Annotated in this window: 22 protein-coding genes; 13 read left to right on the forward strand and 9 right to left on the reverse strand. The window is 36.4% G+C overall.

The features are described from left to right. Positions 1–393, forward strand: a complete 393-nt coding sequence (locus tag FB2170_RS00280; RefSeq protein WP_013304484.1) for an orotate phosphoribosyltransferase — start codon at positions 1–3, stop codon at positions 391–393. A 1-nt stretch (position 394) separates the two neighbouring features. On the opposite strand, the gene FB2170_RS00285 is transcribed toward FB2170_RS00280, so the two are convergent. Beyond that, a complete protein-coding gene (locus tag FB2170_RS00285; RefSeq protein ID WP_013304485.1) occupies positions 395–1,126 on the reverse strand; it encodes a biotin--[acetyl-CoA-carboxylase] ligase in 732 nt (243 codons plus the stop codon). Positions 1,127–1,219: 93 nt separating this feature from the next. On the opposite strand from FB2170_RS00285, the gene rsfS reads away from it, so the two are divergent. Genes rsfS through FB2170_RS00315 form a run of 6 tightly spaced genes read left to right on the forward strand, consistent with a single transcriptional unit; the run spans position 1,220 to position 6,005 of the window. Then, entirely contained in the window at positions 1,220–1,597 is a 378-nt protein-coding gene (gene rsfS / locus FB2170_RS00290; protein WP_013304486.1) for a ribosome silencing factor, read from the forward strand. A gap of 9 nt (positions 1,598–1,606) precedes the next feature. Further along, a complete protein-coding gene (gene ftsH / locus FB2170_RS00295) occupies positions 1,607–3,616 on the forward strand; it encodes an ATP-dependent zinc metalloprotease FtsH (protein WP_013304487.1) in 2,010 nt (669 codons plus the stop codon). A gap of 58 nt (positions 3,617–3,674) precedes the next feature. Beyond that, positions 3,675–4,286 (forward strand): LUD domain-containing protein, encoded by a 612-nt coding sequence (locus FB2170_RS00300; RefSeq protein WP_013304488.1) that lies wholly within the window; start codon positions 3,675–3,677, stop codon positions 4,284–4,286. A 1-nt stretch (position 4,287) separates the two neighbouring features. Continuing rightward, positions 4,288–5,091, forward strand: a complete 804-nt coding sequence (locus FB2170_RS00305) for a phosphatidate cytidylyltransferase (RefSeq protein ID WP_013304489.1) — start codon at positions 4,288–4,290, stop codon at positions 5,089–5,091. Beyond that, positions 5,081–5,761, forward strand: a complete 681-nt coding sequence (locus FB2170_RS00310; RefSeq protein ID WP_013304490.1) for a phosphatidylserine decarboxylase family protein — start codon at positions 5,081–5,083, stop codon at positions 5,759–5,761. The genes FB2170_RS00305 and FB2170_RS00310 overlap by 11 nt, the downstream gene beginning before the upstream one ends. Beyond that, positions 5,739–6,005 carry an acyl-CoA-binding protein gene (locus FB2170_RS00315; protein WP_013304491.1) on the forward strand — a complete coding sequence of 89 codons (267 nt, stop codon included), beginning with the start codon at positions 5,739–5,741 and terminating at the stop codon, positions 6,003–6,005. The genes FB2170_RS00310 and FB2170_RS00315 overlap by 23 nt, the downstream gene beginning before the upstream one ends. A gap of 6 nt (positions 6,006–6,011) precedes the next feature. Here the strand turns inward: FB2170_RS00315 and FB2170_RS00320 are convergent, their stop codons facing one another. The 7 genes from FB2170_RS00320 to FB2170_RS00350 all read right to left on the reverse strand — a co-directional run bounded on the left by FB2170_RS00320 (position 6,012) and on the right by FB2170_RS00350 (position 13,472). Further along, positions 6,012–6,776 carry a creatininase family protein gene (locus FB2170_RS00320; protein ID WP_013304492.1) on the reverse strand — a complete coding sequence of 255 codons (765 nt, stop codon included), beginning with the start codon at positions 6,774–6,776 and terminating at the stop codon, positions 6,012–6,014. 9 nt (positions 6,777–6,785) lie between these two features. Then, on the reverse strand, positions 6,786–8,057 hold the full coding sequence (locus FB2170_RS00325; protein WP_013304493.1) for a sterol desaturase family protein: 1,272 nt from the start codon (positions 8,055–8,057) through the stop codon (positions 6,786–6,788). 70 nt (positions 8,058–8,127) lie between these two features. After that, positions 8,128–8,895, reverse strand: a complete 768-nt coding sequence (ppk2, locus tag FB2170_RS00330) for a polyphosphate kinase 2 (RefSeq protein ID WP_041632935.1) — start codon at positions 8,893–8,895, stop codon at positions 8,128–8,130. Positions 8,896–8,914: 19 nt separating this feature from the next. Beyond that, positions 8,915–9,763: a polyphosphate kinase 2 gene (ppk2, locus tag FB2170_RS00335; RefSeq protein ID WP_013304495.1), complete on the reverse strand. Its 849-nt coding sequence runs from the start codon at positions 9,761–9,763 to the stop codon at positions 8,915–8,917. Positions 9,764–9,878: 115 nt separating this feature from the next. Continuing rightward, a complete protein-coding gene (locus tag FB2170_RS00340; RefSeq protein WP_013304496.1) occupies positions 9,879–10,469 on the reverse strand; it encodes a hypothetical protein in 591 nt (196 codons plus the stop codon). Positions 10,470–10,571: 102 nt separating this feature from the next. Next, positions 10,572–10,781, reverse strand: a complete 210-nt coding sequence (locus FB2170_RS00345) for a DUF6500 family protein (RefSeq protein ID WP_013304497.1) — start codon at positions 10,779–10,781, stop codon at positions 10,572–10,574. A 60-nt stretch (positions 10,782–10,841) separates the two neighbouring features. Then, positions 10,842–13,472, reverse strand: coding sequence for a valine--tRNA ligase (locus tag FB2170_RS00350; protein WP_013304498.1), 2,631 nt, complete (start codon positions 13,470–13,472; stop codon positions 10,842–10,844). A 197-nt stretch (positions 13,473–13,669) separates the two neighbouring features. Between FB2170_RS00350 and FB2170_RS00355 the strand changes: the two genes are divergently transcribed. Next, positions 13,670–14,065 carry a DUF1573 domain-containing protein gene (locus tag FB2170_RS00355; RefSeq protein WP_013304499.1) on the forward strand — a complete coding sequence of 132 codons (396 nt, stop codon included), beginning with the start codon at positions 13,670–13,672 and terminating at the stop codon, positions 14,063–14,065. A gap of 34 nt (positions 14,066–14,099) precedes the next feature. On the opposite strand, the gene FB2170_RS00360 is transcribed toward FB2170_RS00355, so the two are convergent. Next, on the reverse strand, positions 14,100–15,446 hold the full coding sequence (locus FB2170_RS00360) for an aspartyl protease family protein (RefSeq protein WP_013304500.1): 1,347 nt from the start codon (positions 15,444–15,446) through the stop codon (positions 14,100–14,102). A 151-nt stretch (positions 15,447–15,597) separates the two neighbouring features. Here FB2170_RS00360 and FB2170_RS00365 point away from each other — a divergent pair, with 151 nt between their 5' ends. The 5 genes from FB2170_RS00365 (at position 15,598) to FB2170_RS00385 (ending at position 19,626) form a co-directional block, all read left to right on the forward strand. Beyond that, positions 15,598–16,791: a pyridoxal phosphate-dependent aminotransferase gene (locus FB2170_RS00365; RefSeq protein ID WP_013304501.1), complete on the forward strand. Its 1,194-nt coding sequence runs from the start codon at positions 15,598–15,600 to the stop codon at positions 16,789–16,791. Continuing rightward, complete coding sequence (gene murB / locus FB2170_RS00370; RefSeq protein WP_013304502.1) at positions 16,788–17,804, forward strand: UDP-N-acetylmuramate dehydrogenase; 1,017 nt, start codon at positions 16,788–16,790, stop codon at positions 17,802–17,804. The genes FB2170_RS00365 and murB overlap by 4 nt, the downstream gene beginning before the upstream one ends. Positions 17,805–18,014: 210 nt before the next feature. Continuing rightward, positions 18,015–18,578 (forward strand): RNA polymerase sigma factor, encoded by a 564-nt coding sequence (locus FB2170_RS00375; protein WP_013304504.1) that lies wholly within the window; start codon positions 18,015–18,017, stop codon positions 18,576–18,578. Beyond that, complete coding sequence (locus tag FB2170_RS00380; RefSeq protein ID WP_013304505.1) at positions 18,578–19,336, forward strand: anti-sigma factor; 759 nt, start codon at positions 18,578–18,580, stop codon at positions 19,334–19,336. Before FB2170_RS00375 ends, FB2170_RS00380 begins: the two co-directional genes overlap by 1 nt. An 80-nt stretch (positions 19,337–19,416) precedes the next feature. After that, complete coding sequence (locus FB2170_RS00385; RefSeq protein ID WP_013304506.1) at positions 19,417–19,626, forward strand: cbb3-type cytochrome oxidase assembly protein; 210 nt, start codon at positions 19,417–19,419, stop codon at positions 19,624–19,626. Positions 19,627–19,628 lie beyond the last annotated feature (2 nt).

Genomic DNA, 19,628 nt, shown 5'->3' on the forward strand with positions numbered 1-19,628 from the left:
ATGCATATAGAAACTCCTAAAAGGACCGTAAATAAAAGTAGTCAAGAAGTATTTGAATTTTTGACCAAGCTCGAGAATTTTGAAAAATTGATGCCGGAAAATATAGATAAATTCGAAGTCATCAACGAGGACCGTTTTCTCTTTGCACTTAAAGGAATGCCCGAAATTGTGCTTCAGCGAAATGAGCAACACCCTAATAATAAAATAGTTTTAGGCGCAGCAAGTGATAAATTGCCCTTTACCCTGACGGCTGACATTATTGAACTTGGAGAGAATGAAAGTGAAATCATCTTGAGTTTTGCAGGTGAGTTCAATGCAATGATGGCCATGATGATTAAATCGCCCATTACTAAATTCATGGGCACCTTATCAGAAAATTTAGATTCAATTTAAATCAATACAAAAGGGTTATTTCTTTTAGATTAAATTCTTTTGAAACTTCATCTTCTAGGGCAACCATAAGTTTTCCTTCTTTAGAGATACCGCGAATAATCCCAGTGAACATTTCACCTTCTTTGGATTTAAAAGTTGAGGGTTTGTCTTTTCTGAATAATAATTGAGTGTATTCCTCTTCTAATTCGAGGGTTCCTTCAAGTTGGCATCTTTCAAAGATTAGCTTCAATTCCTGTGTTATTGAATTCAAAACAGGTTCCAAATCAAAGGATTTACCTAGTGATAATTTCAAAGAAGTTACTTTTGGTAGATCATTGAATGAAATTTGGTTCACATTCAAGCCAATACCGATAACTGAGGCGTGAATACGATTACCAGCGAGAATATTCTCAATTAAAATTCCACAAATCTTCGCATTACCTGACAGAATGTCGTTAGGCCACTTGACTTTTAAATTGGGTATGTTCAACTTTTTAAGAGCAGAATAAATTGCTAATGACACGCAAATATTCAACATGAACAGATTTGGAAAATTAACTGAACTCATTTTCTTTAAAACACTAAATGTCAGATTCTTACCAGGTTCTGAATCCCAGATAGTACCCAACTGTCCTCTACCCATAGTTTGATCATTGGCAATTACTACCGTAAAATCTTCTAAAGAATGTGAACCCATTAAATCTTTTAAGTAAAGATTTGTAGAGTCCGTGGCACTAAGTTTGATTATCTGCATGTAATACCCAATATGAGAAAGTAGAATCTAATGTTAAAAACTAGGGTTAAAAGAACAAAAAAATAATAACTTTGTATAAACTAAAATTATTGAATGCAAAAAAGGAAAGCTAGTGCAGATGAGTTAATTGCATTAATTTTACAGGGAATAGAAGAAGTAAAAGGGCACGATATAAATTTACTGGACCTAAGAGAAATAGAAAATACCGTATGTGACTACTTTATTATTTGTAATGGTACTTCGAACACTCATGTAAATGCAATAGTAGGTTCAATCCAAAAAACAGTTAGTAAAGCTATTAAAGACAAACCGTGGCATGTAGAAGGTGAGGATAATGCAGAGTGGGTGTTAATGGATTATGTTAATGTAGTAGTACATGTTTTCCAAAAACAAATTAGGGAATACTACGATATTGAGGGTCTTTGGGGTGACGCCAAATTCACGGTAATTGAAAGTAGTGTAAATCAGTAAAAAAAAAGAATGGCAAAAGATAATAATACAACTCCCAAAAAACCTAAATTCAGTTCATGGTGGATCTATGGATTAATAGCAGTGTTTTTAATTGGTTTTCAATTTATCGGGGGGGGCAACTTAGCTAACACCAAAAAAACAACCACATCAGAATTACAAGAGTATTTGAGGAATGGTGATATTGAAAAAATAATTATCATTACCAATACCGACCAAGCCAAGGTATTTTTGACAGATGAAGCCCTTCAAAAGGCGGTTCATAAAGAAGTTGCAGAAAAACCTTTCTTACCCTCAACGGGTGCAATACCGCAATATATATTGGACTTTGGAGATCTTCAGATTTTTCAAAATGAAATTACAGAGATAAAAAAAGCTGAAAGCCTGGATACAGTTGTTGAATTCGACAAGGAATCAAATTATCTGGGTGAGCTTTTGTTAGGTATACTCCCATTTGTTCTGATTATTGGTATCTGGATATATCTTATGCGCAGAATGTCTGGCGGCGGAGGTGGTGGTGCCGGAGGGCAAATATTCAACATAGGCAAATCAAAAGCTAAATTATTCGATGAAAAAACTGACACTCGTACTTCATTTAAGGACGTTGCTGGTTTGGAAGGAGCAAAAGAAGAAGTTGAAGAAATCGTAGAATTTTTAAGAAATCCTGATAAGTACACTTCTTTGGGAGGGAAAATTCCAAAGGGAGCTTTATTGGTCGGACCTCCAGGAACCGGTAAAACTTTATTGGCTAAAGCCGTTGCTGGTGAGGCCAAAGTACCGTTCTTTTCTCTTTCTGGTTCAGATTTTGTTGAAATGTTCGTGGGTGTGGGTGCATCTAGAGTTAGAGATTTATTCAAACAAGCCAAAGACAAATCTCCGGCAATAATATTTATAGATGAGATTGATGCAATTGGTAGAGCTAGAGGTAAAAACAATTTTACAGGTTCTAACGATGAGCGCGAAAATACCCTGAATCAACTATTGACAGAAATGGACGGGTTTGGGACCAATACCAATGTAATTGTTCTGGCAGCCACAAACCGAGCAGATGTCTTGGACAAAGCTTTGATGCGTGCTGGTCGTTTCGACAGGCAGATTTATGTTGATTTACCCGATATAAGGGAACGAAAAGAGATTTTCGAAGTTCATTTAAGGCCTATAAAAACTGCCGAGACTTTAGATTTGGATTTCTTGGCAAGACAAACACCCGGTTTCTCAGGCGCGGACATAGCGAATGTTTGTAACGAAGCAGCGCTAATTGCTGCCCGTAAAGAGAAAAAAGCTGTAAGCAAGCAAGATTTTTTGGATGCCGTCGATAGGATTGTTGGCGGTCTTGAGAAAAAGAACAAAATAATAACTGCTGGAGAAAAAAAGACTATTGCTTATCACGAGGCTGGCCATGCTACTACGAGTTGGATGCTAGAACATGCTGCACCCTTGGTAAAAGTCACCATTGTTCCTCGAGGACAATCATTAGGTGCGGCTTGGTATTTACCTGAAGAGAGACTTATTGTTCGACCCGAACAAATGTTAGATGAAATGTGTGCCACCTTAGGTGGTAGAGCAGCCGAAAAAGTAATATTTGACCAAATATCTACAGGAGCACTTAGTGATCTTGAGAAAGTAACAAAACAGGCCAGGGCTATGGTGACCGTTTATGGACTGAATGATGAAATAGGAAATCTTACCTATTATGATTCCTCAGGTCAGAACGAATATGGTTTCACAAAACCTTATAGCGAAGAAACTGCCAGGAAAATTGATGCAGAGATTTCGCAGATTATTGAGGAGCAATACAAACGAGCCATTGATGTGCTGGAAAAAAACAAGGATAAACTAACTGAATTGGCTGAGCGTCTTTTAGAGAAAGAAGTTATTTTCAAGGAAGATTTGGAAAAGATTTTCGGGAAAAGACCATTTGACAAGGCGTTTGATGAAAAAGGGCAGGAAGTTACTAAGGAAGAATCCAAAACAGATGAGGATACTTCAACCATAGAGGAGAAAGAAAAAGAAAATAAATAGGTACATTTTACGTTGTTCTAACATATACTGAACACGATAAGAAGCTTTAATTAAGTTAATGGGGCTAATTGATAAACTTTTTGGTGGTGGAAAGAAAAAGGTTTCTAAGGAAACAGCAGAAACCCGAGGGGTTCATATGCCTGATTTGAACATTCCTGTAGACGAAAAATTCACCATTCACTTTAAAAATAATGGCGGTAAGTTTATTTACTGCGATTCATTTCAGGAGATATCAGAAGCGCTTAAAAACATTGTCATAGAAAATAGTTGGGAAAATCAACCTTTCTTTGCCATGAATCCTATGCTTGAAGATAGGTTTGCCAAGGAAACAATAAGCTTTACACATAAAACCAAAGAAAGTGAAGTATTCTTCACAACTTGTGAGCATTTGATAGCACAAAATGGTTCTATCTTAGTTTGCTCCAACCAGTTGATGGAAAAGAAACTCAATGAGCTCCCTGGCAATGTTATTGTTTTTGCGACTACAAGTCAACTTGTTGAATCCATTGGTGAAGGCTTAAAGAAAATTAAAAAGAAATACGGGCATAGTATTCCAGCGAACATAACTACGTTAAAGCACTTTCAGGCCACAAACGAAAACTCAAATGATTTTTTAACATACGGTAGCAGCTCCAAAAATTTGTACCTTTTACTTTTGGAAGATCTATAGTATGAAAGAAGTTTTAAGAAGAGCACTTTCCGGAGCCGTGTACATTATCCTATTACTTTCGGCAGTATTCCTTAGTTCAGACGCTTTTGATTTTTTATTCATGACATTTGGGCTGGCCTGTTTATATGAATACAAAAGATTGGTACATCTCAAGGGGTATCATATTTTTATTGCTTACTTGGCTTTATGGTGGGCATTTATTTATTTAGTACATGATAAATGGCTCATTAATATATTAATGTTCCTTACGATTTCAATGAATATTGCTTTGCTCTTTTTTCTGTTTTCAAAAAAAGAAAGGCCTTTCAATTTTTTTCAAAAGTTTATAATTGGTCTATTCTATATTGGAGGAGGATGTATTTTTTTGACAATGATTCCTTACAAAGACAATGAATTTGCCAAATTATTGATTATGGGCATTTTCATAATGATATGGGTAAATGATTCTTTCGCTTATCTAGTTGGAAGCACCATTGGTCGCAACAAACTATTCACTGCAGTATCTCCTAAAAAGACCATTGAGGGCACATTAGGAGGGTTAGTGTTTACATTTGTTGCAGCATACTTTTTGGGCAAATATGAACCTATAATCAGCCCGTTACAATGGATGATCCTGGCAGCGGTAATAGTGATTTTTGGAACTCTAGGGGATTTAATAGAATCAAAATTCAAAAGGTCAGCAGGAGTTAAAGACAGCGGGGCTATATTACCAGGGCATGGCGGAATGCTAGACCGTTTAGACAGTATGGTTTTTGCTGCACCTTTTGCATATTTAACACTTAATATTTTCGCTTATGTTTCATAGAGAGGGTCAAACTATCATATTGATCACCTTTTTCCTTGTTGTGGCAACTGTTTTACTTTCAGAGTTTTATGTGCTCAATGATTGGGTACGATGGGGACTGCAGTTAGCGGCCATAGTTGTTCTAGTTTTGATACTTCAATTCTTTAGAAACCCTAAAAGAGGAGCCAACAATCTTTTTGATGAAATATTAGCTCCAGTTGATGGCAAGGTAGTTGTCATCGAAGAAGTAATGGAAACTGAATATTTTAATGAAAAACGTATGCAGGTTTCGATATTCATGTCCCCTTTAAATGTACACGTTACAAGATATCCAATAAGCGGTACAATTAAGTATTCAAAATATCATCCTGGCAAATATCTAGTTGCTTGGCACCCTAAGTCGAGCACAGATAATGAACGTACTACCGTGGTCATAAATACACCAAAATTTGGAGAAATACTTTATCGACAAATAGCGGGTGCACTGGCACGGCGTATTGTAAATTATGCTGAAGAAGGTGAAAGTGTTCATCAAGGTGAGGACGCGGGCTTTATCAAATTTGGTTCTAGGGTCGACTTATTATTACCTTTGGATTGTGGCATTGTCGTTCAACTAAATCAGAAAGTTATTGGCGCCAAGACCTGTATTGCAACCTTTGTTGACAAAAATGAAAAAGGAGACCTTACTTAAGAATTTTGAAGAAGCTGTTGAGTTTTTAAACAGTTACAAGGAGCCATTACCTGCAGATCTGTTACTCAAGTTATATGCTTACTACAAGATTGCAAAAAAGAATTTTGACAACCCTGGGAGCAAAACCCCCCTTATAAATGCATTCAAGGCAAACGCATTGATTCAAGCTCAAGATATTAGTCGAGAAGATGCAATGAAAGCATATATTAAGTTAGTTAAAAAAGAAATCAAAACAGGTTCTTAGCTTTTTCTACTCGTATTGGTCTGCTAAATCTGAATTACTTAATTCGTGGATAAATTGTCCAATTTTAATGGTCACGTCTTTAAAGAAACGCTCACCTTTTTCTGTTGTCGATTGCATTGGATTACCAATCCCTGTATCTTCACTGACTTCTGACCATTTGCGTTCTGCCCAAACCCATCCTTCGGAAAATGATTTGATTTTAAATTTTTTGGAAGAACCCAAACCCCATATTTTCTTGGGGAGTACCAAATCAGGTCTTAGGTAGAGCATAAGGCTAGTTTCCATTTCATCGGCATGATCCCCTTCTTCATCAAAATATTCAGTTTTGTTCAGTGATTGGAACCAATTAGAAAAACAAATGAACATTTCAGGAAATTTTAAACCCAGTTCTCTTACCAAGGGTTTAAAATTATTTCCTCCGTGACTATTGAAAATCAGTAACTTTTTTATTCCCTGACGGTTAAGTACTTCTATCACATCTGCCAAAATTGCCAACTGAGTCGTAGGGTTTAAATTAATATCGAGATAGATGTCTGATTGACCAGTATTGACCCCAAAAGGAATAGATGGTAGAACAATGACCTTGCTCCCTTTTTCCCAAGCCAACCTAGCTGATTCGGCAGCAAGAGCGTCACTCTCATAAACATCAGTAGCATATGGCAGATGATAATTATGTGCTTCAGTTGCTCCCCATGGCAAAATAGCCAAATCAAATTTGGCATTTTCTAGCGCTTTCCAGTTCGTTTCTGCTAAAATATATGGTCTAATCATTTTATGATATCAATTAAGAGTGGCTTTATTTAAAGGGGGACTACCTTCAAAAAAGGTAAAATACAATGCGGCAATTATAGTAATCAGGAAATAGATAGCAACAAACCTGCTTCCAAAACTGGAATAAGAATCAATTCCAAACCAATCACCCGTTATCCAGATCAGCGCAAGGCCTAATATGGCGCGTATAGTTTCAATCCATACCGCATAAATTTTACCGTCCATTAAAGTGGTATACCCGTAGATACCGACAAAAACAAACGCTCCGAACAATAACAACCCATCAATGCCTATTTTAGAATAATTATAGAACATAAAGAGCAACAGTGCTGTTGTCATCAATAATTGAAAAATTGAATATCCTTTTAGAGCTGATGATGCCCGTGTTTCGTATCGTTCAAAATGATATACATCCTCAATGATTTGAATGGGGTATTTTTCTTTGACATCTTCAGGTCTCCAACCGGTTGGCATAAACCAAATACGTAATTTATCCAATAAATTCTTGGTGCGCCAGGCATCCTTCATCAAGCGCCAAATATGTTGAAAATTAATGATGATTGGATTCCAAGTGGCAGCTGGCTTCAATACCCCGTATTGAGGTGGAACATCTTTAAGTTCTTCTTGAAATGTACCAAACCAACGATCCCAAACACAAAGAATCTGTCCAAGATTTTTATCAATGTATTCTGGATTAATTGCATGGTGAACCCGATGTTGAGAAGGGGTTATAATAATATATTCCAACCACCCCATTTTCCCAATATACTGCGTATGGTACCAAAATTGGGCAAATAAATGTATAGGAGCTAGAATTGCGATAACCTTACTCGGTACTCCAAGAAGTGCCGCAGGAATCAATAACAATGGAAAGTACCCAAGAAGATTTGAAATTGATTGCCGTAGGGCGCAAGCAAGATTAAACTCCTCACTGCTATGGTGTATAACATGTTGGTTCCAAAAAAAATTAACTTTATGACTTAATCGATGGTTCCAATACCCAGCAAAATCTAAGGCCAAAAACGCTATCAACCAAACAAGCCACGTTGCCTTGATTTCTAATAAGGCAATATTCTCCAATAAATAAGGGTAACTGACAATTATAATACCAATACCCAATGAATCCTTGATGATATTAGTAAGTCCCGAACTTATACTCGATACAGAATCGAGCACCTTATGCTTTTGATTTTTTATAAAATAACCATAGGCAATCTCTATGATCAGAAGAATCATAAAAAAGGGAATCGCATATAAAAGGGCATTTGCGTAGGCCTCCAATTAGTTACTTATTTTGTATCTAACAAATATAATTAAATCGAAATATGATTGATTATACCTTCTCCTCTTTCTATTTATTATAAGGAATAGTCTTTAAAATATGCTCAATTGCCGCTATACGGGCCTCAGTCTTTTTATTCGCCTCAATTATAACCCAAGGAGCATGATCCGAGTTTGTATCTTTTAACATAACCTCTTTATACCCAGTATACACATCCCAGAGCTCTCGTGCCCTTTCGTCCATTGGGGTCATCTTCCAGCGCTTCAAATTACTCTTCTGTATATCATCAAATCGCTTACCTTGTTCTTCTTTTGTAATTGAGAAGTAAAATTTTATCAAATAGGTATTAGATTCCATTATCATTTTCTCAAAATCGTTCACCTGAGACATAAAAATCTTGTATTCCTCTTCGGTACAAAAGCCATGAGCTGGTTCAACCACTGCCCTATTGTACCAACTACGGTCAAAAAATACAATTTTACCAGGCTTAGGCAATTTATTAACGTAACGCTGAAAATACCATTGCCCCTGTTCATCTTCAGTAGGTTTGTTCAAGGCAACTATTCTAAAATATCTTGGATTGATGTGTGCGGTAATTCTCCGAATAGCCCCTCCTTTTCCTGCAGCATCCCTACCTTCAAAAAGAATTACTATCTTCTTTCTGTTTTCGATTGCCCAAGCTTGCAACTTTACTAGTTCTGCCTGAAGCTCTCGTAATCGTAGTTCATATTTTATTTCTCGGAGAGTTTTCTCTAGATCAATATTTTTACTTGCAAACAAACTTCGTAGACCAAGTTTAGAGTTTAACAGCTCCAATTCCTCCGGTGATATGCTCATGTTCTGTATATTCTCCATTTTAAATATCAATTTGTTTTGCATTCCTATAATAGCGAACGATCACATTTGGATCGGGTTGTATCAAATTAGAACTGTCTTCCTCATCTAGGTAATCAAATCTTGAAAGCAAATAACGCATACTTTCTAGTCGTGCAGTTTTTTTATCGTTTGTCTTAACAATTATCCATGGGCTAAAATTAGTGTGGGTCTTAGAAAACATCTGTTCTTTATAATAAGTGTATTTATCCCAAAGAACCTGCCCCATTTTATCAACCGGACTAAACTTCCATTCTTTTAATGGATTATTCAAACGCGCATTGAAACGCTTGTTTTGAACTTCCTTAGATATTGAAAACCAAAATTTAATTATGATAACACCGTCTTCGTATAACATATGCTCAAATTCGGGCACTTGAACAATAAATTGCTCATATTGATCTTTAGTACAAAAACCCATAACCGGTTCCACCACAGCTCGATTGTACCAACTACGGTCAAAAAAGACAATTTCACCAGGATTAGGTAGTTCTTTAATATATCTTCTAAAATACCATTGTCCCTTTTCATTGTCAGTAGGTTTGGACAAGGCTACTACGCGGGAAGAACGAGGATTCAAGTGCTCTATAAAGCGTTTTATACATCCACCTTTACCTGCAGCATCCCGACCTTCAAATAAAACAGCGACACGTAAATTGTTCTTTGTAATCCACTGTTGTAGGTTAACTAGTTCGCTTTGAAGCTTACTTAATTCAATTTCGTATTTCAGGTTTTTTACAACCTTTTGAACTTTAATATCCTTTTTTTGTGCAATCTTAATTAATTCTTTTCTAGTCTTTGCTTTAAAAAAGTCCTCGGCGGTATATCCCATTTAATTAATTCTTAATTTATTAAAAATACAAATTTGAATAGATTGAAAGCTTGACAATTGTCATGTTTTCCAATTTCTAAATCAAATTAATAAAATCGTTTGAAATTTGTTGTGATTAATTGAAAGGACCGACCATTATATGGGCCCTATGCGTTCCTGGATCCATTAACCATGGCATTCCTTTTGCGTGAGGCTTAATTGGTAATCCTGTTGATTCTGGAGTAGCAAAAGGGGTATAGATCACATATCTAAATTGCCCATCTTTTAGCTCCCCGGTGGATTTATCGTAGTTTTCGTCCTTCCCATAGAAAATATAGGTCATGCTGGGATCCCTTGGCATAGGAATTTTTCCAGAAGCAACCTCAGCACCTCTAATTTCACGCTTTTCTTTAAAGTCTTTACCCTCAGCAGAAAGTTCACGCCCGCGGGCCATAAAAACTGCTAGTTTACTAGAGTAACAAGAAACACTCACGCCTTCTTTATTGGGGTTGTCTCCAATACATATCAAATTATTGGTGCCTTCACGAAGTACAACCATTTCACCCTTGTCATTATACCCATATACCATAGCACCTTTTTGGTCAGCTTCTGGTGCTGGTAGCACTGCCGTTTTTATTTGTATTTCAGCTGGGAGAATTTCAACTTCTTCTTGAGCATTAACAGGAAGCACAAGAAGCAAAAGAGCAAAAAATAAGAATAGTTTCATTGTAAAGTGTTTTGTCTAAATATACACACTACATCGGACTTCTTCAATTATTTTCAATGGGATTTCAACTAAAACCCATCCAGGATAGAATCACTACAAAACTCACGCAACCATTGCTTTGATTTTCACTGCTTTCTCAAAATGATCCAATTTGTTTTCTAATATCCACCATTGCGCCATCTCCATCAATAATTCCGGATTATCATTTTTGTTTGAAAAGAAGGCATAGAACGACAATCCAACATTTTCCCCTTTAGCTTTAATTTTTGCATCGCAGACCTGTACAATCTTTTCTATAAGGGATTTTTTCATGTGCTTTAATAAAAACAGGAATTAAACTAATCGAATCCAGTTTATTTTTTACGGCTTATTTTAAGACAGACTCGCCAAACTTTTCTCTAGGGTTTCAATTTTTGCCTCGGCATCGGACTGCTTTTTACGCTCAATCTCAATTACCTTTTCCGGTGCATTGTTTACAAACCGTTCATTCGACAACTTCTTCTGTACAGACATTAAGAAGCCTTTAGTGTACTTTAACTCTTCTTGAATCTTTTTAATTTCGGCCTCAAGGTCAACTGCCCCACTAATTGGAATAAAATATTCATTACTTTTTATTCTAAAAGACAGAGCACCTTCAACCGCGGCTTCCACATAAAATATACTAGAAACATTGGTAAGTTTTCTAACTACAACATCCCACGCATCACTTGTCCTTTCCTTATTTAATATAGAAAGTTCTAAAGCTTCCTTCATAGGAATATTCTTTTCTTTTCTTTTCGTACGTACTCCAGAAATTACTTCTGCTGCAAACTCAAATTCATTGATTAAAGCACTATCAACATTTTTACCTTCTGGCCATTGTGAAACAACCAAAGCCTGTTCAGGAGAGCGCTCGGCTATATGCTGCCAAATCTCTTCTGTCAAGAACGGCATAAAAGGATGTAATAGTTTCAAATTCCCTTCAAAAAGTGTAATAACTTCATCAAAGGTTTTACGGTCAATAGGCTGCTGATATGCTGGTTTGATTATTTCAAGTAACCATGAGCTATAATCATCCCAAACCAACTTATATATTGCCATGAGGGCATCTGAAATTCTATACTTGCTAAAATGATCCTCTATTTCTACCAAAGTCTGGTTGAATTTGGCCTTGTACCAAGATATACCCAATTTTGATGCCTCGGGTTGTGGCAAATCTGCAACCTCCCAACCCTTTAATAATCTAAAGCCATTCCATATTTTATTGGCAAAGTTTTTTCCTTGCTGACAGAGATCTTCATCAAACATTAAATCATTACCAGCGGCAGAACTTAGCAACAAACCAACGCGGACGCCATCAGCACCATAGTTTTCTATGAGCTTTAAGGCATCAGGAGAATTACCCAATTGCTTTGACATCTTGCGACGTTGCTTATCTCGAACCAATCCAGTAAAATATACATTCTCGAAGGGTTTTTCATCACGATACTCATAACCTGATATGATCATTCGTGCAACCCAGAAAAAGATAATATCTGGCCCAGTCACCAAATCACTTGTTGGGTAGTAATAACTAATATCCTCATTATCTGGTTCCAAAATTCCATTAAAAACGGTCATTGGCCATAACCATGAAGAAAACCAGGTATCAACCACGTCAGGGTCTTGCTTTAAATCTTCAATTTTAAGGTTTGGATTTTGGGATTTGGCTCTAGCCAATTCCAAGGCTTCCTCTTTCGTTTCAGCAACAACAAAATCGTTCTGCCCATCACCATAATAATATGCAGGAATCTGTTGTCCCCACCATAATTGTCTAGAGATATTCCAATCGCGAATATTCTCCATCCAATGGCGATAGGTATTTTCAAACTTTTTTGGATAGAAATTAATATCATCAGAATCCAAAACAGCTTTAATCGCTGGCTTTACCAAATCCTCCATTTTCAAAAACCATTGTTCAGATAAACGAGGTTCTATTACAGCTTTGGTCCTCTCGGAAGTGCCAACTTTATTGATGTAGTTCTCAGTCTTAACCAAAAAACCCTGTTCTTCAAGCTCTTTTTTGATTTCTTTTCTAACTACAAAACGGTCTTTACCTTGATAATGTAGTCCAAAACTATTTAGTGTAGCATCTGCATTAAAAATATCAATCACTTCAAGACTATGCTTTTCCCCTAATGCCTTATCATTAATATCATGGGCCGGAGTCACTTTTAAACACCCTGTACCAAATTCAATATCTACATATTCATCTTCAATAATGGGTATTACCCGATTACAAATAGGAACAATTGCTTTTTTACCTTTCAAATGCTTGAAACGCTCATCATTCGGATTGATACAAATTGCTGTATCTCCCAATATGGTTTCGGGACGGGTAGTTGCAATGGTCACTTTTTCATCTGAACCTTCAATTTCATAGGACAGATAGTACAAAAGACCCTGCTTTTCTTCATAGATTACCTCTTCATCGGATAAAGTGGTTAGAGCTTGTGGGTCCCAGTTTACCATCCGGTGCCCTCTATAAATCAATCCTTTATTGAATAAATCAACAAAAACCTTATTCACCGAGGCAGACATATTATCATCCATCGTAAAGGCAGTTCGCTCCCAATCGCAAGAACAGCCTAACTTCTTAAGTTGTTCAAGAATAACACCACCATACTCATGAGTCCAATCCCAAGCATGTTTTAAAAACTCCTCACGAGATAAATCTGCCTTGTCTATACCCTGTTCTTTTAATCTTGCCACAACTTTAGCTTCTGTAGCGATGGAAGCATGGTCTGTGCCAGGCACCCAACAGGCATTCTTTCCCATTAATCGCGCTTTGCGAATCAAAACATCCTGTATGGTATTGTTCAACATATGTCCCATATGCAAGATACCTGTAACATTCGGCGGCGGTATTACTATGCTGTAAGGCTCTCTTTCATCAGGTGTTGAATGAAAGTAGTTATGCTTGGTCCAGTAATCATACCAATGGTTCTCTACCTTTTGAGGCTCATATTTTGATGGGATATCCATTTTTTGGAACAGTTTTTGAATAAGTGTGAAACGGTGCTTAAAATGCGACCGGAAAGATATGTTAAATTATCAATTTGGATGGCGTTTTTGCCCAATTATAAATACGAAACAAAAATAAGTAACGTTATTACATAACAAAAGAATTTTGGACGTTCATCTAAAAAGATTTACATTTGAGGTTCACCCAAAACTAAAAAATGATGAAAAAAATAGTACTTGTATTATTTGTAGGACTCTTAGGATTTAGCCTAACCGCTCAGGATACAGCGGCAAAAATTGAGTTTAAAACTGAAACTGTCGACTATGGTGAAATTACCAAGGGAAGTGATGGTGTTCGTGTATTTGAATTCACAAACACAGGTGATGCCCCTTTGATTATAAGCAAAGTAAGCTCTAGCTGTGGATGCACAATCCCTAAGAAACCAGAAGCGCCTATTTTACCAGGAAAGACTGGAGAGATACAGGTTAAATATGATACAAATCGCGTTGGTCCTATCAGAAAAGCTGTGACCGTAATTTCAAATGCAGACACTCCTACCAAAGTCTTGAAGATTAAGGGGGAAGTAAAAGCTAATGTAGAAGGAACAAAATAAATAGATTCAACAAACTAATAAATAGAAGCCCTGACTATTGGTCAGGGCTTTTTTTATTGAACATATTTTCCAAGACAAAAGAAAAGAGCAAATCACGATTATATCGCTCAATTAAGACACGTACCCGCTTACCTTCTTTTGCATCTAACATATGCATGATCTCTTGAATTTTATATTGATGGACGCTTTTACCGTTCACTGCCAATATTACGTCACCTTCTTTAAGACCAGCATTTTCAGCCGGGCTCCCTGCCCTAATACCCGAAACTACTATTTCAGGAACTAAACTTAATCTAGTATTATTCTCAAAAAGAATTTGGACATTACCAAATGAATCATTGTTCTCCCGCACTACACCTCTCCCATCGGTTATTCTTTCAGACACATACCTTACACCATCATGCTGAAGCGTAATTCCGCTTAAATTATAATGAAACGGATTTTTGTACATGCCATTCTTTCTCAAGGTGATTTTTCTATGAGTATAGTCAAAAACAATATTGAAACGTTTTAACACCTCACCACCAACGCTTCCATTTCTATTTCCTAGGTTTTTCACCGAACCAAAAGACTTTTTATCAGGAAAAGCAGCTTTTGCATCTCTCAAAGCAAAACTTCCAATTTTAATGCTATTAACTTTGGTACGTCTACCGAAAATATTCCCGCTTAAACCCATGCCTAAATAGTCTTCATAATTCTGCTTGGGAATTTCAATATCATCATCCTCAAAAAGCCATATGGCATCGCTACTTCCCGTATCTACCAATAAACGAACAGGTACGTTCTCAGAATCTTCTAGAAATACGTTGGCCTCAACATATGCCTTTTTCTTGATAATCGATAAAGGCAATGTTTCGCCCTTTTTAATTGATTTATGGGCATAATGCTCAGGGTCATGAAATTTTATCGTTTTAGAATTATAATTTATGTCAACTACAAAATCTCTAAACAAATCATACCCAATTATTCCGTGAATGGGAATACCCAAGCTCGTTGAAAAATTTAAACTCTTGTCTAAAACCACGTAAAGCAGTTGGTCTTGATTCTTAATACTTTTAATATTGAAAGCATTTCCTCGGGAGCTTAGTGCCTTAATTGGCTCGCCTTCTCCCAACCCTCTTATCGTAATTTCAGAAACATTGTTTATCTGAAGAGAATCTTGGTCCGTAATATTAAAAAGAATGGGTTTGTTAACTCCAGAGTCAAGGACGAAAGAAAGTTCACTACCATTAACATCAACCGGGATGATAATTAAATTATTTATTAATTGAAATTTTATCTTTTGATATTTCTGTCCTTCAGGTAATTCATAAGTCTGTGATGCTCCCAAAATTGGTAGACATAACAATACAGACCATAAAAACACCTTAAAAACTTTCATTATTCCGATTAAAAAAGATTGTACTTCTTCAATTTACGGAAAATTTACCTCAAAATCGTGCTAATTAACATATTTACAACAGATTAATAAAAGGGCAGAACTATTGTATTGTACGCTATGATTTCTCATTTTTGTTTAAAATTTAAAGTTTATGCCATCCATATCAAATAAAGGGCATTTAATGCCAGAATCTCCGATTCGCAAATTGGTTCCTTATGCTGAAAAAGCTAAAAAAGAAGGCACAAAGGTGATTCACCTGAACATTGGACAGCCAGATATCAAGACCCCTCAAATTGCATTGGATGCAGTCAAGAATAATAACCTTTCTGTTTTGGAGTATAGTAGGACAGAGGGATCTGAGACCTATCGTGAAAAATTAGCTGATTACTACGCCAAAAATGACATCCATGTTCTGGCCCAGGACATTATAGTAACAACAGGAGGTTCTGAGGCACTATCCTTCACAATGGGAAGTATTGCAGACGCAAATGATGAGATTATTATTCCGGAACCATTTTACGCTAATTATAATGGGTTTGCAACGGCAATGGGCATTAAAGTTGTACCAGTTGTATCACAAATTGACAATAATTTTGCCCTACCCCCTATTGAAGAGTTCGAAAAGCTCATCACCGAAAAAACGAAGGCCATACTTATATGTAACCCAGGCAATCCTACAGGATATTTATATAGTAAGGAAGAGATACAAAAGTTGGCATCCATCGTTAAAGAACACAACTTGTTTCTTGTCTCTGATGAGGTTTACAGAGAGTTCATTTATGATGGTAAGGAACATTACTCCATATTGCAGGAACCAGGATTGAGTGAAAATGCAGTAATTGTTGATTCTGTTTCCAAACGATACAGTATGTGCGGAGCGCGAATCGGTTGCTTAGTCTCGAAAAACAAAGAAATCATCAAAACGGCTTTAAAATTTGCCCAAGCCAGATTATCACCACCAACTTATGCTCAAATCGCCAGTGAAGCAGCATTGGACACTCCACAAAGTTATTTTGATGATGTAAAGGAGGAATATGTTGAAAGAAGAAATATATTAATTCAAGAGCTTGAAAAAATAAATGGTGTTAAAATAGGACGTCCACAAGGAGCTTTTTATTGCATTGCAGAATTGCCAGTTAAAAATTCAGATGATTTTGCCCAGTGGTTATTAGAGGAGTTTAGAGTAAATGGTGAAACAGTGATGGTCGCACCAGCTGCTGGTTTCTATGCTTCTGCCGGCTTAGGCGAAAATCAAATTAGAATTGCCTATGTCCTAGACAAAGATAGTCTTAAAAGAGCCGTGAATATCTTAAATGAAGCTCTCAAGATTTATAAGGACCAATGAAAATCCAAAAGAACATTTCATTAAAAGACCATAATACCTTTGGCATTGAAGCTTTGGCAAAATATTTTTGCGAAATCAAAAGCGTTAATGCGCTAAAAAACGCATTGCAATTTGATGATTACCCTAACAAATTTATCTTGAGTGGCGGGAGTAATTTGTTAATTACGAAAGACATTGACGCATTGGTATTACACATTAATATAAAGGGCAAGGATATCTTAGAAGAAGATAATGAATATGTGCTTTTAAAAGTAATGGCCGGTGAAATTTGGCATGATATGATACTATGGTGTCTCGACCAAGGCTATGGTGGTTTGGAAAACATGTCACTCATTCCAGGTAATACGGGAACCGCCCCCATTCAAAATATTGGTGCCTACGGTGTTGAACTCAAAGACAATTTCGTCAGCTGTGAGGCCATGAACATTGAGGATCAATCTATCCAGACATTCACAAAAGATGATTGCAATTTCGGCTACAGGGATTCCTTTTTCAAAAATGAAGGTAAAGGACAATATATCATCACTTCGGTTACGTTTAGATTAACTAAAGAAAACCACAACCTAAATACATCCTATGGCGCGATTGAGGGTGAATTGAAAAAACAAGGCATTGTCAAACCATCTATCAAAGACATTTCCAATGCCGTTGTCACTATTCGACAAAGCAAACTTCCTGACCCTAAAAAATTGGGCAATAGTGGTAGTTTTTTTAAGAATCCCGTATTAACAAAATTGGAATTCAACACTTTTATCACTGCTCATCCAGAAGCTAGATACTATAAAGTTACAGATGACCAATACAAAGTTCCCGCAGGATGGTTGATAGAGCAATGTGGCTTTAAGGGTAAACGTTATGGTGATGCGGGTGTGCATAAAAACCAAGCCCTAGTATTGGTAAACCATGGAAAGGCAACAGGAAAGGAAATACTCGACCTAGCCAAAAGAATTATAGATAAGGTTTTTGAAGTTTATAAAATTACAATAACCCCTGAAGTGAATATCATAAAATAACCCCTGTTAAAGAATAACAGGGGCTATACCAAACCAAACTAACCAAAAACTAAATGTACAATTACCAGTTGCACATTTATATAATTAAAACTTTGAGATAACGCCAGCTATAACAATCAATTTTATAAATTAGCGTTTAAAGGATATACGGTTAAAATGAATTGATTGGATGCCGCAAGGGCATTAATTTTTTCAAAACCAAACCATTGCATGAGCACACTTCTCGAAAAGCATATTGTTGAATTATTACAGGAACGAAATGAAAAAGCCATTTCTCTCCTGTATGAACATTATGGCGACACTTTATACGGTGTTGCAAAAAAGGTAGTCCGTGATGAGGAATTAGCTCAAGATGTTCTTCAGGAAAGTTTTGTGAAAATCTGGAAAAAGTCAGATTCCTATGATGCCACTAAAGCAAAATTATTCACATGGCTCTTTCGTATTACGAGAAATGCGGCAATAGATAAACTTAGAAGCGTTAACACAAAATCGGATAAAGAAATCCAAATGGATGTTTCTGACGTATATAATCTAGGTGTTGATAGTATCAAACCCGAATTGATGGATGTTCGTGAAAATCTTGATAAAATAGAAAACAAGTACCAAATTGTTCTTGAAGCTCTGTTTTTTCAAGGAATGACCCAACAAGAGGCCAGTGATGAATTGGATATTCCGCTGGGAACTATTAAGTCGAGATTGAAAATTGGTTTAAGAGAGCTAAAAAAAATATATGGCTCTACGATGCTGCTGACCGTTTTATTAAATCTGATGTAATGAAAGAAAAGATAAAAATATTTTTGAATTCCGATTTGCTTGAGAAATACTTATTGGGTACTACAAACACCCAAGAATCCCTGCAAGTGGAAAGGTATATTGCCATGTACCCTGAAGTGAGAAAAACCTATAATGAACTTCAGGATAACTTGGAGACTTTTGCCAAGATGCACGCGATAAAAACGCCTGAAGGGCTTAAGAACAAGATCATATCAAGAATAAAATCTGAGAATTCCAGTAGAAGAAAATTCGTTAGGTATGCTATTGCTGCTAGTTTTGCTGCGGTAATGTTCGCAAGTGCCTCCTATTTCCTATGGAACCAAAATCAAAATCTTCAGGAAGAGAATATTATTGTAAATAATAAAATCGAGACCCTTAAACAAGATATGCGTTTAGAGTTGGCTGATGTTCGAAATCAATTCATTTTATTTAACAGCCCTCAAACAAGAAGATATAATGTAAAAGGCAACAACAATGCAAAGGAATTGAAAGCTATCGCTTATATCAATCCAATTAAGAAACTATCATATATCAATGTCAAGAAATTACCGAATCTTCCAGAAGACCAAAGTTTTCAGATGTGGGCAGAGGTCAATGGGGAAATGATAAATCTTGGGATTATAGATGAAGCGGCCGGAAATGAAAAATTGTTGGCATTACCATATGCAGACAAAGCTTATAGCTATATTACCATAGAACCGAAAGGAGGAAACAACTCCCCTACGGTTGAAAATATTGTTGCTAAATTTGATTATTGATCAATTTTCAAAACCTTTTTATAAAGCCTTGACTATACCGTCAGGGCTTTATTTTTTGTATCTTTGTGGAAAATTCTAAAATGAAGTTGATTTTTCTAACAATAGGTCTTTTAGCGCTCGCTTTTGCTGGTATCGCCATTAAAATATGGTCTAAAAAAAATGGTCAGTTCGCGGGAACCTGTGCAAGCCAAAACCCTTTCTTGAACAAAGAAGGTGAAGCCTGTGGAATGTGCGGAAAATTGCCAAGTGAGCAGGACTGTAAGAAAAACACCACCCCAGAACTACGATAGAG

The sequence above is a fragment of the Maribacter sp. HTCC2170 genome (genome assembly GCF_000153165.2).
Taxonomy (GTDB): domain Bacteria; phylum Bacteroidota; class Bacteroidia; order Flavobacteriales; family Flavobacteriaceae; genus Maribacter_A.

Coding starts and splice junctions, on each gene's coding strand:
- FB2170_RS00280 (WP_013304484.1), top strand. CDS start 1: ATGCATATAGAAACTCCTAAAAGGACCGTAAATAAAAGTAGTCAAGAA.
- FB2170_RS00285 (WP_013304485.1), bottom strand. CDS start 1,126: ATGCAGATAATCAAACTTAGTGCCACGGACTCTACAAATCTTTACTTA.
- rsfS (WP_013304486.1), top strand. CDS start 1,220: ATGCAAAAAAGGAAAGCTAGTGCAGATGAGTTAATTGCATTAATTTTA.
- ftsH (WP_013304487.1), top strand. CDS start 1,607: ATGGCAAAAGATAATAATACAACTCCCAAAAAACCTAAATTCAGTTCA.
- FB2170_RS00300 (WP_013304488.1), top strand. CDS start 3,675: ATGGGGCTAATTGATAAACTTTTTGGTGGTGGAAAGAAAAAGGTTTCT.
- FB2170_RS00305 (WP_013304489.1), top strand. CDS start 4,288: ATGAAAGAAGTTTTAAGAAGAGCACTTTCCGGAGCCGTGTACATTATC.
- FB2170_RS00310 (WP_013304490.1), top strand. CDS start 5,081: ATGTTTCATAGAGAGGGTCAAACTATCATATTGATCACCTTTTTCCTT.
- FB2170_RS00315 (WP_013304491.1), top strand. CDS start 5,739: ATGAAAAAGGAGACCTTACTTAAGAATTTTGAAGAAGCTGTTGAGTTT.
- FB2170_RS00320 (WP_013304492.1), bottom strand. CDS start 6,776: ATGATTAGACCATATATTTTAGCAGAAACGAACTGGAAAGCGCTAGAA.
- ppk2 (WP_041632935.1), bottom strand. CDS start 8,895: ATGAGCATATCACCGGAGGAATTGGAGCTGTTAAACTCTAAACTTGGT.
- ppk2 (WP_013304495.1), bottom strand. CDS start 9,763: ATGGGATATACCGCCGAGGACTTTTTTAAAGCAAAGACTAGAAAAGAA.
- FB2170_RS00340 (WP_013304496.1), bottom strand. CDS start 10,469: ATGAAACTATTCTTATTTTTTGCTCTTTTGCTTCTTGTGCTTCCTGTT.
- FB2170_RS00345 (WP_013304497.1), bottom strand. CDS start 10,781: ATGAAAAAATCCCTTATAGAAAAGATTGTACAGGTCTGCGATGCAAAA.
- FB2170_RS00350 (WP_013304498.1), bottom strand. CDS start 13,472: ATGGATATCCCATCAAAATATGAGCCTCAAAAGGTAGAGAACCATTGG.
- FB2170_RS00355 (WP_013304499.1), top strand. CDS start 13,670: ATGATGAAAAAAATAGTACTTGTATTATTTGTAGGACTCTTAGGATTT.
- FB2170_RS00360 (WP_013304500.1), bottom strand. CDS start 15,446: ATGAAAGTTTTTAAGGTGTTTTTATGGTCTGTATTGTTATGTCTACCA.
- FB2170_RS00365 (WP_013304501.1), top strand. CDS start 15,598: ATGCCATCCATATCAAATAAAGGGCATTTAATGCCAGAATCTCCGATT.
- murB (WP_013304502.1), top strand. CDS start 16,788: ATGAAAATCCAAAAGAACATTTCATTAAAAGACCATAATACCTTTGGC.
- FB2170_RS00375 (WP_013304504.1), top strand. CDS start 18,015: ATGAGCACACTTCTCGAAAAGCATATTGTTGAATTATTACAGGAACGA.
- FB2170_RS00380 (WP_013304505.1), top strand. CDS start 18,578: ATGAAAGAAAAGATAAAAATATTTTTGAATTCCGATTTGCTTGAGAAA.
- FB2170_RS00385 (WP_013304506.1), top strand. CDS start 19,417: ATGAAGTTGATTTTTCTAACAATAGGTCTTTTAGCGCTCGCTTTTGCT.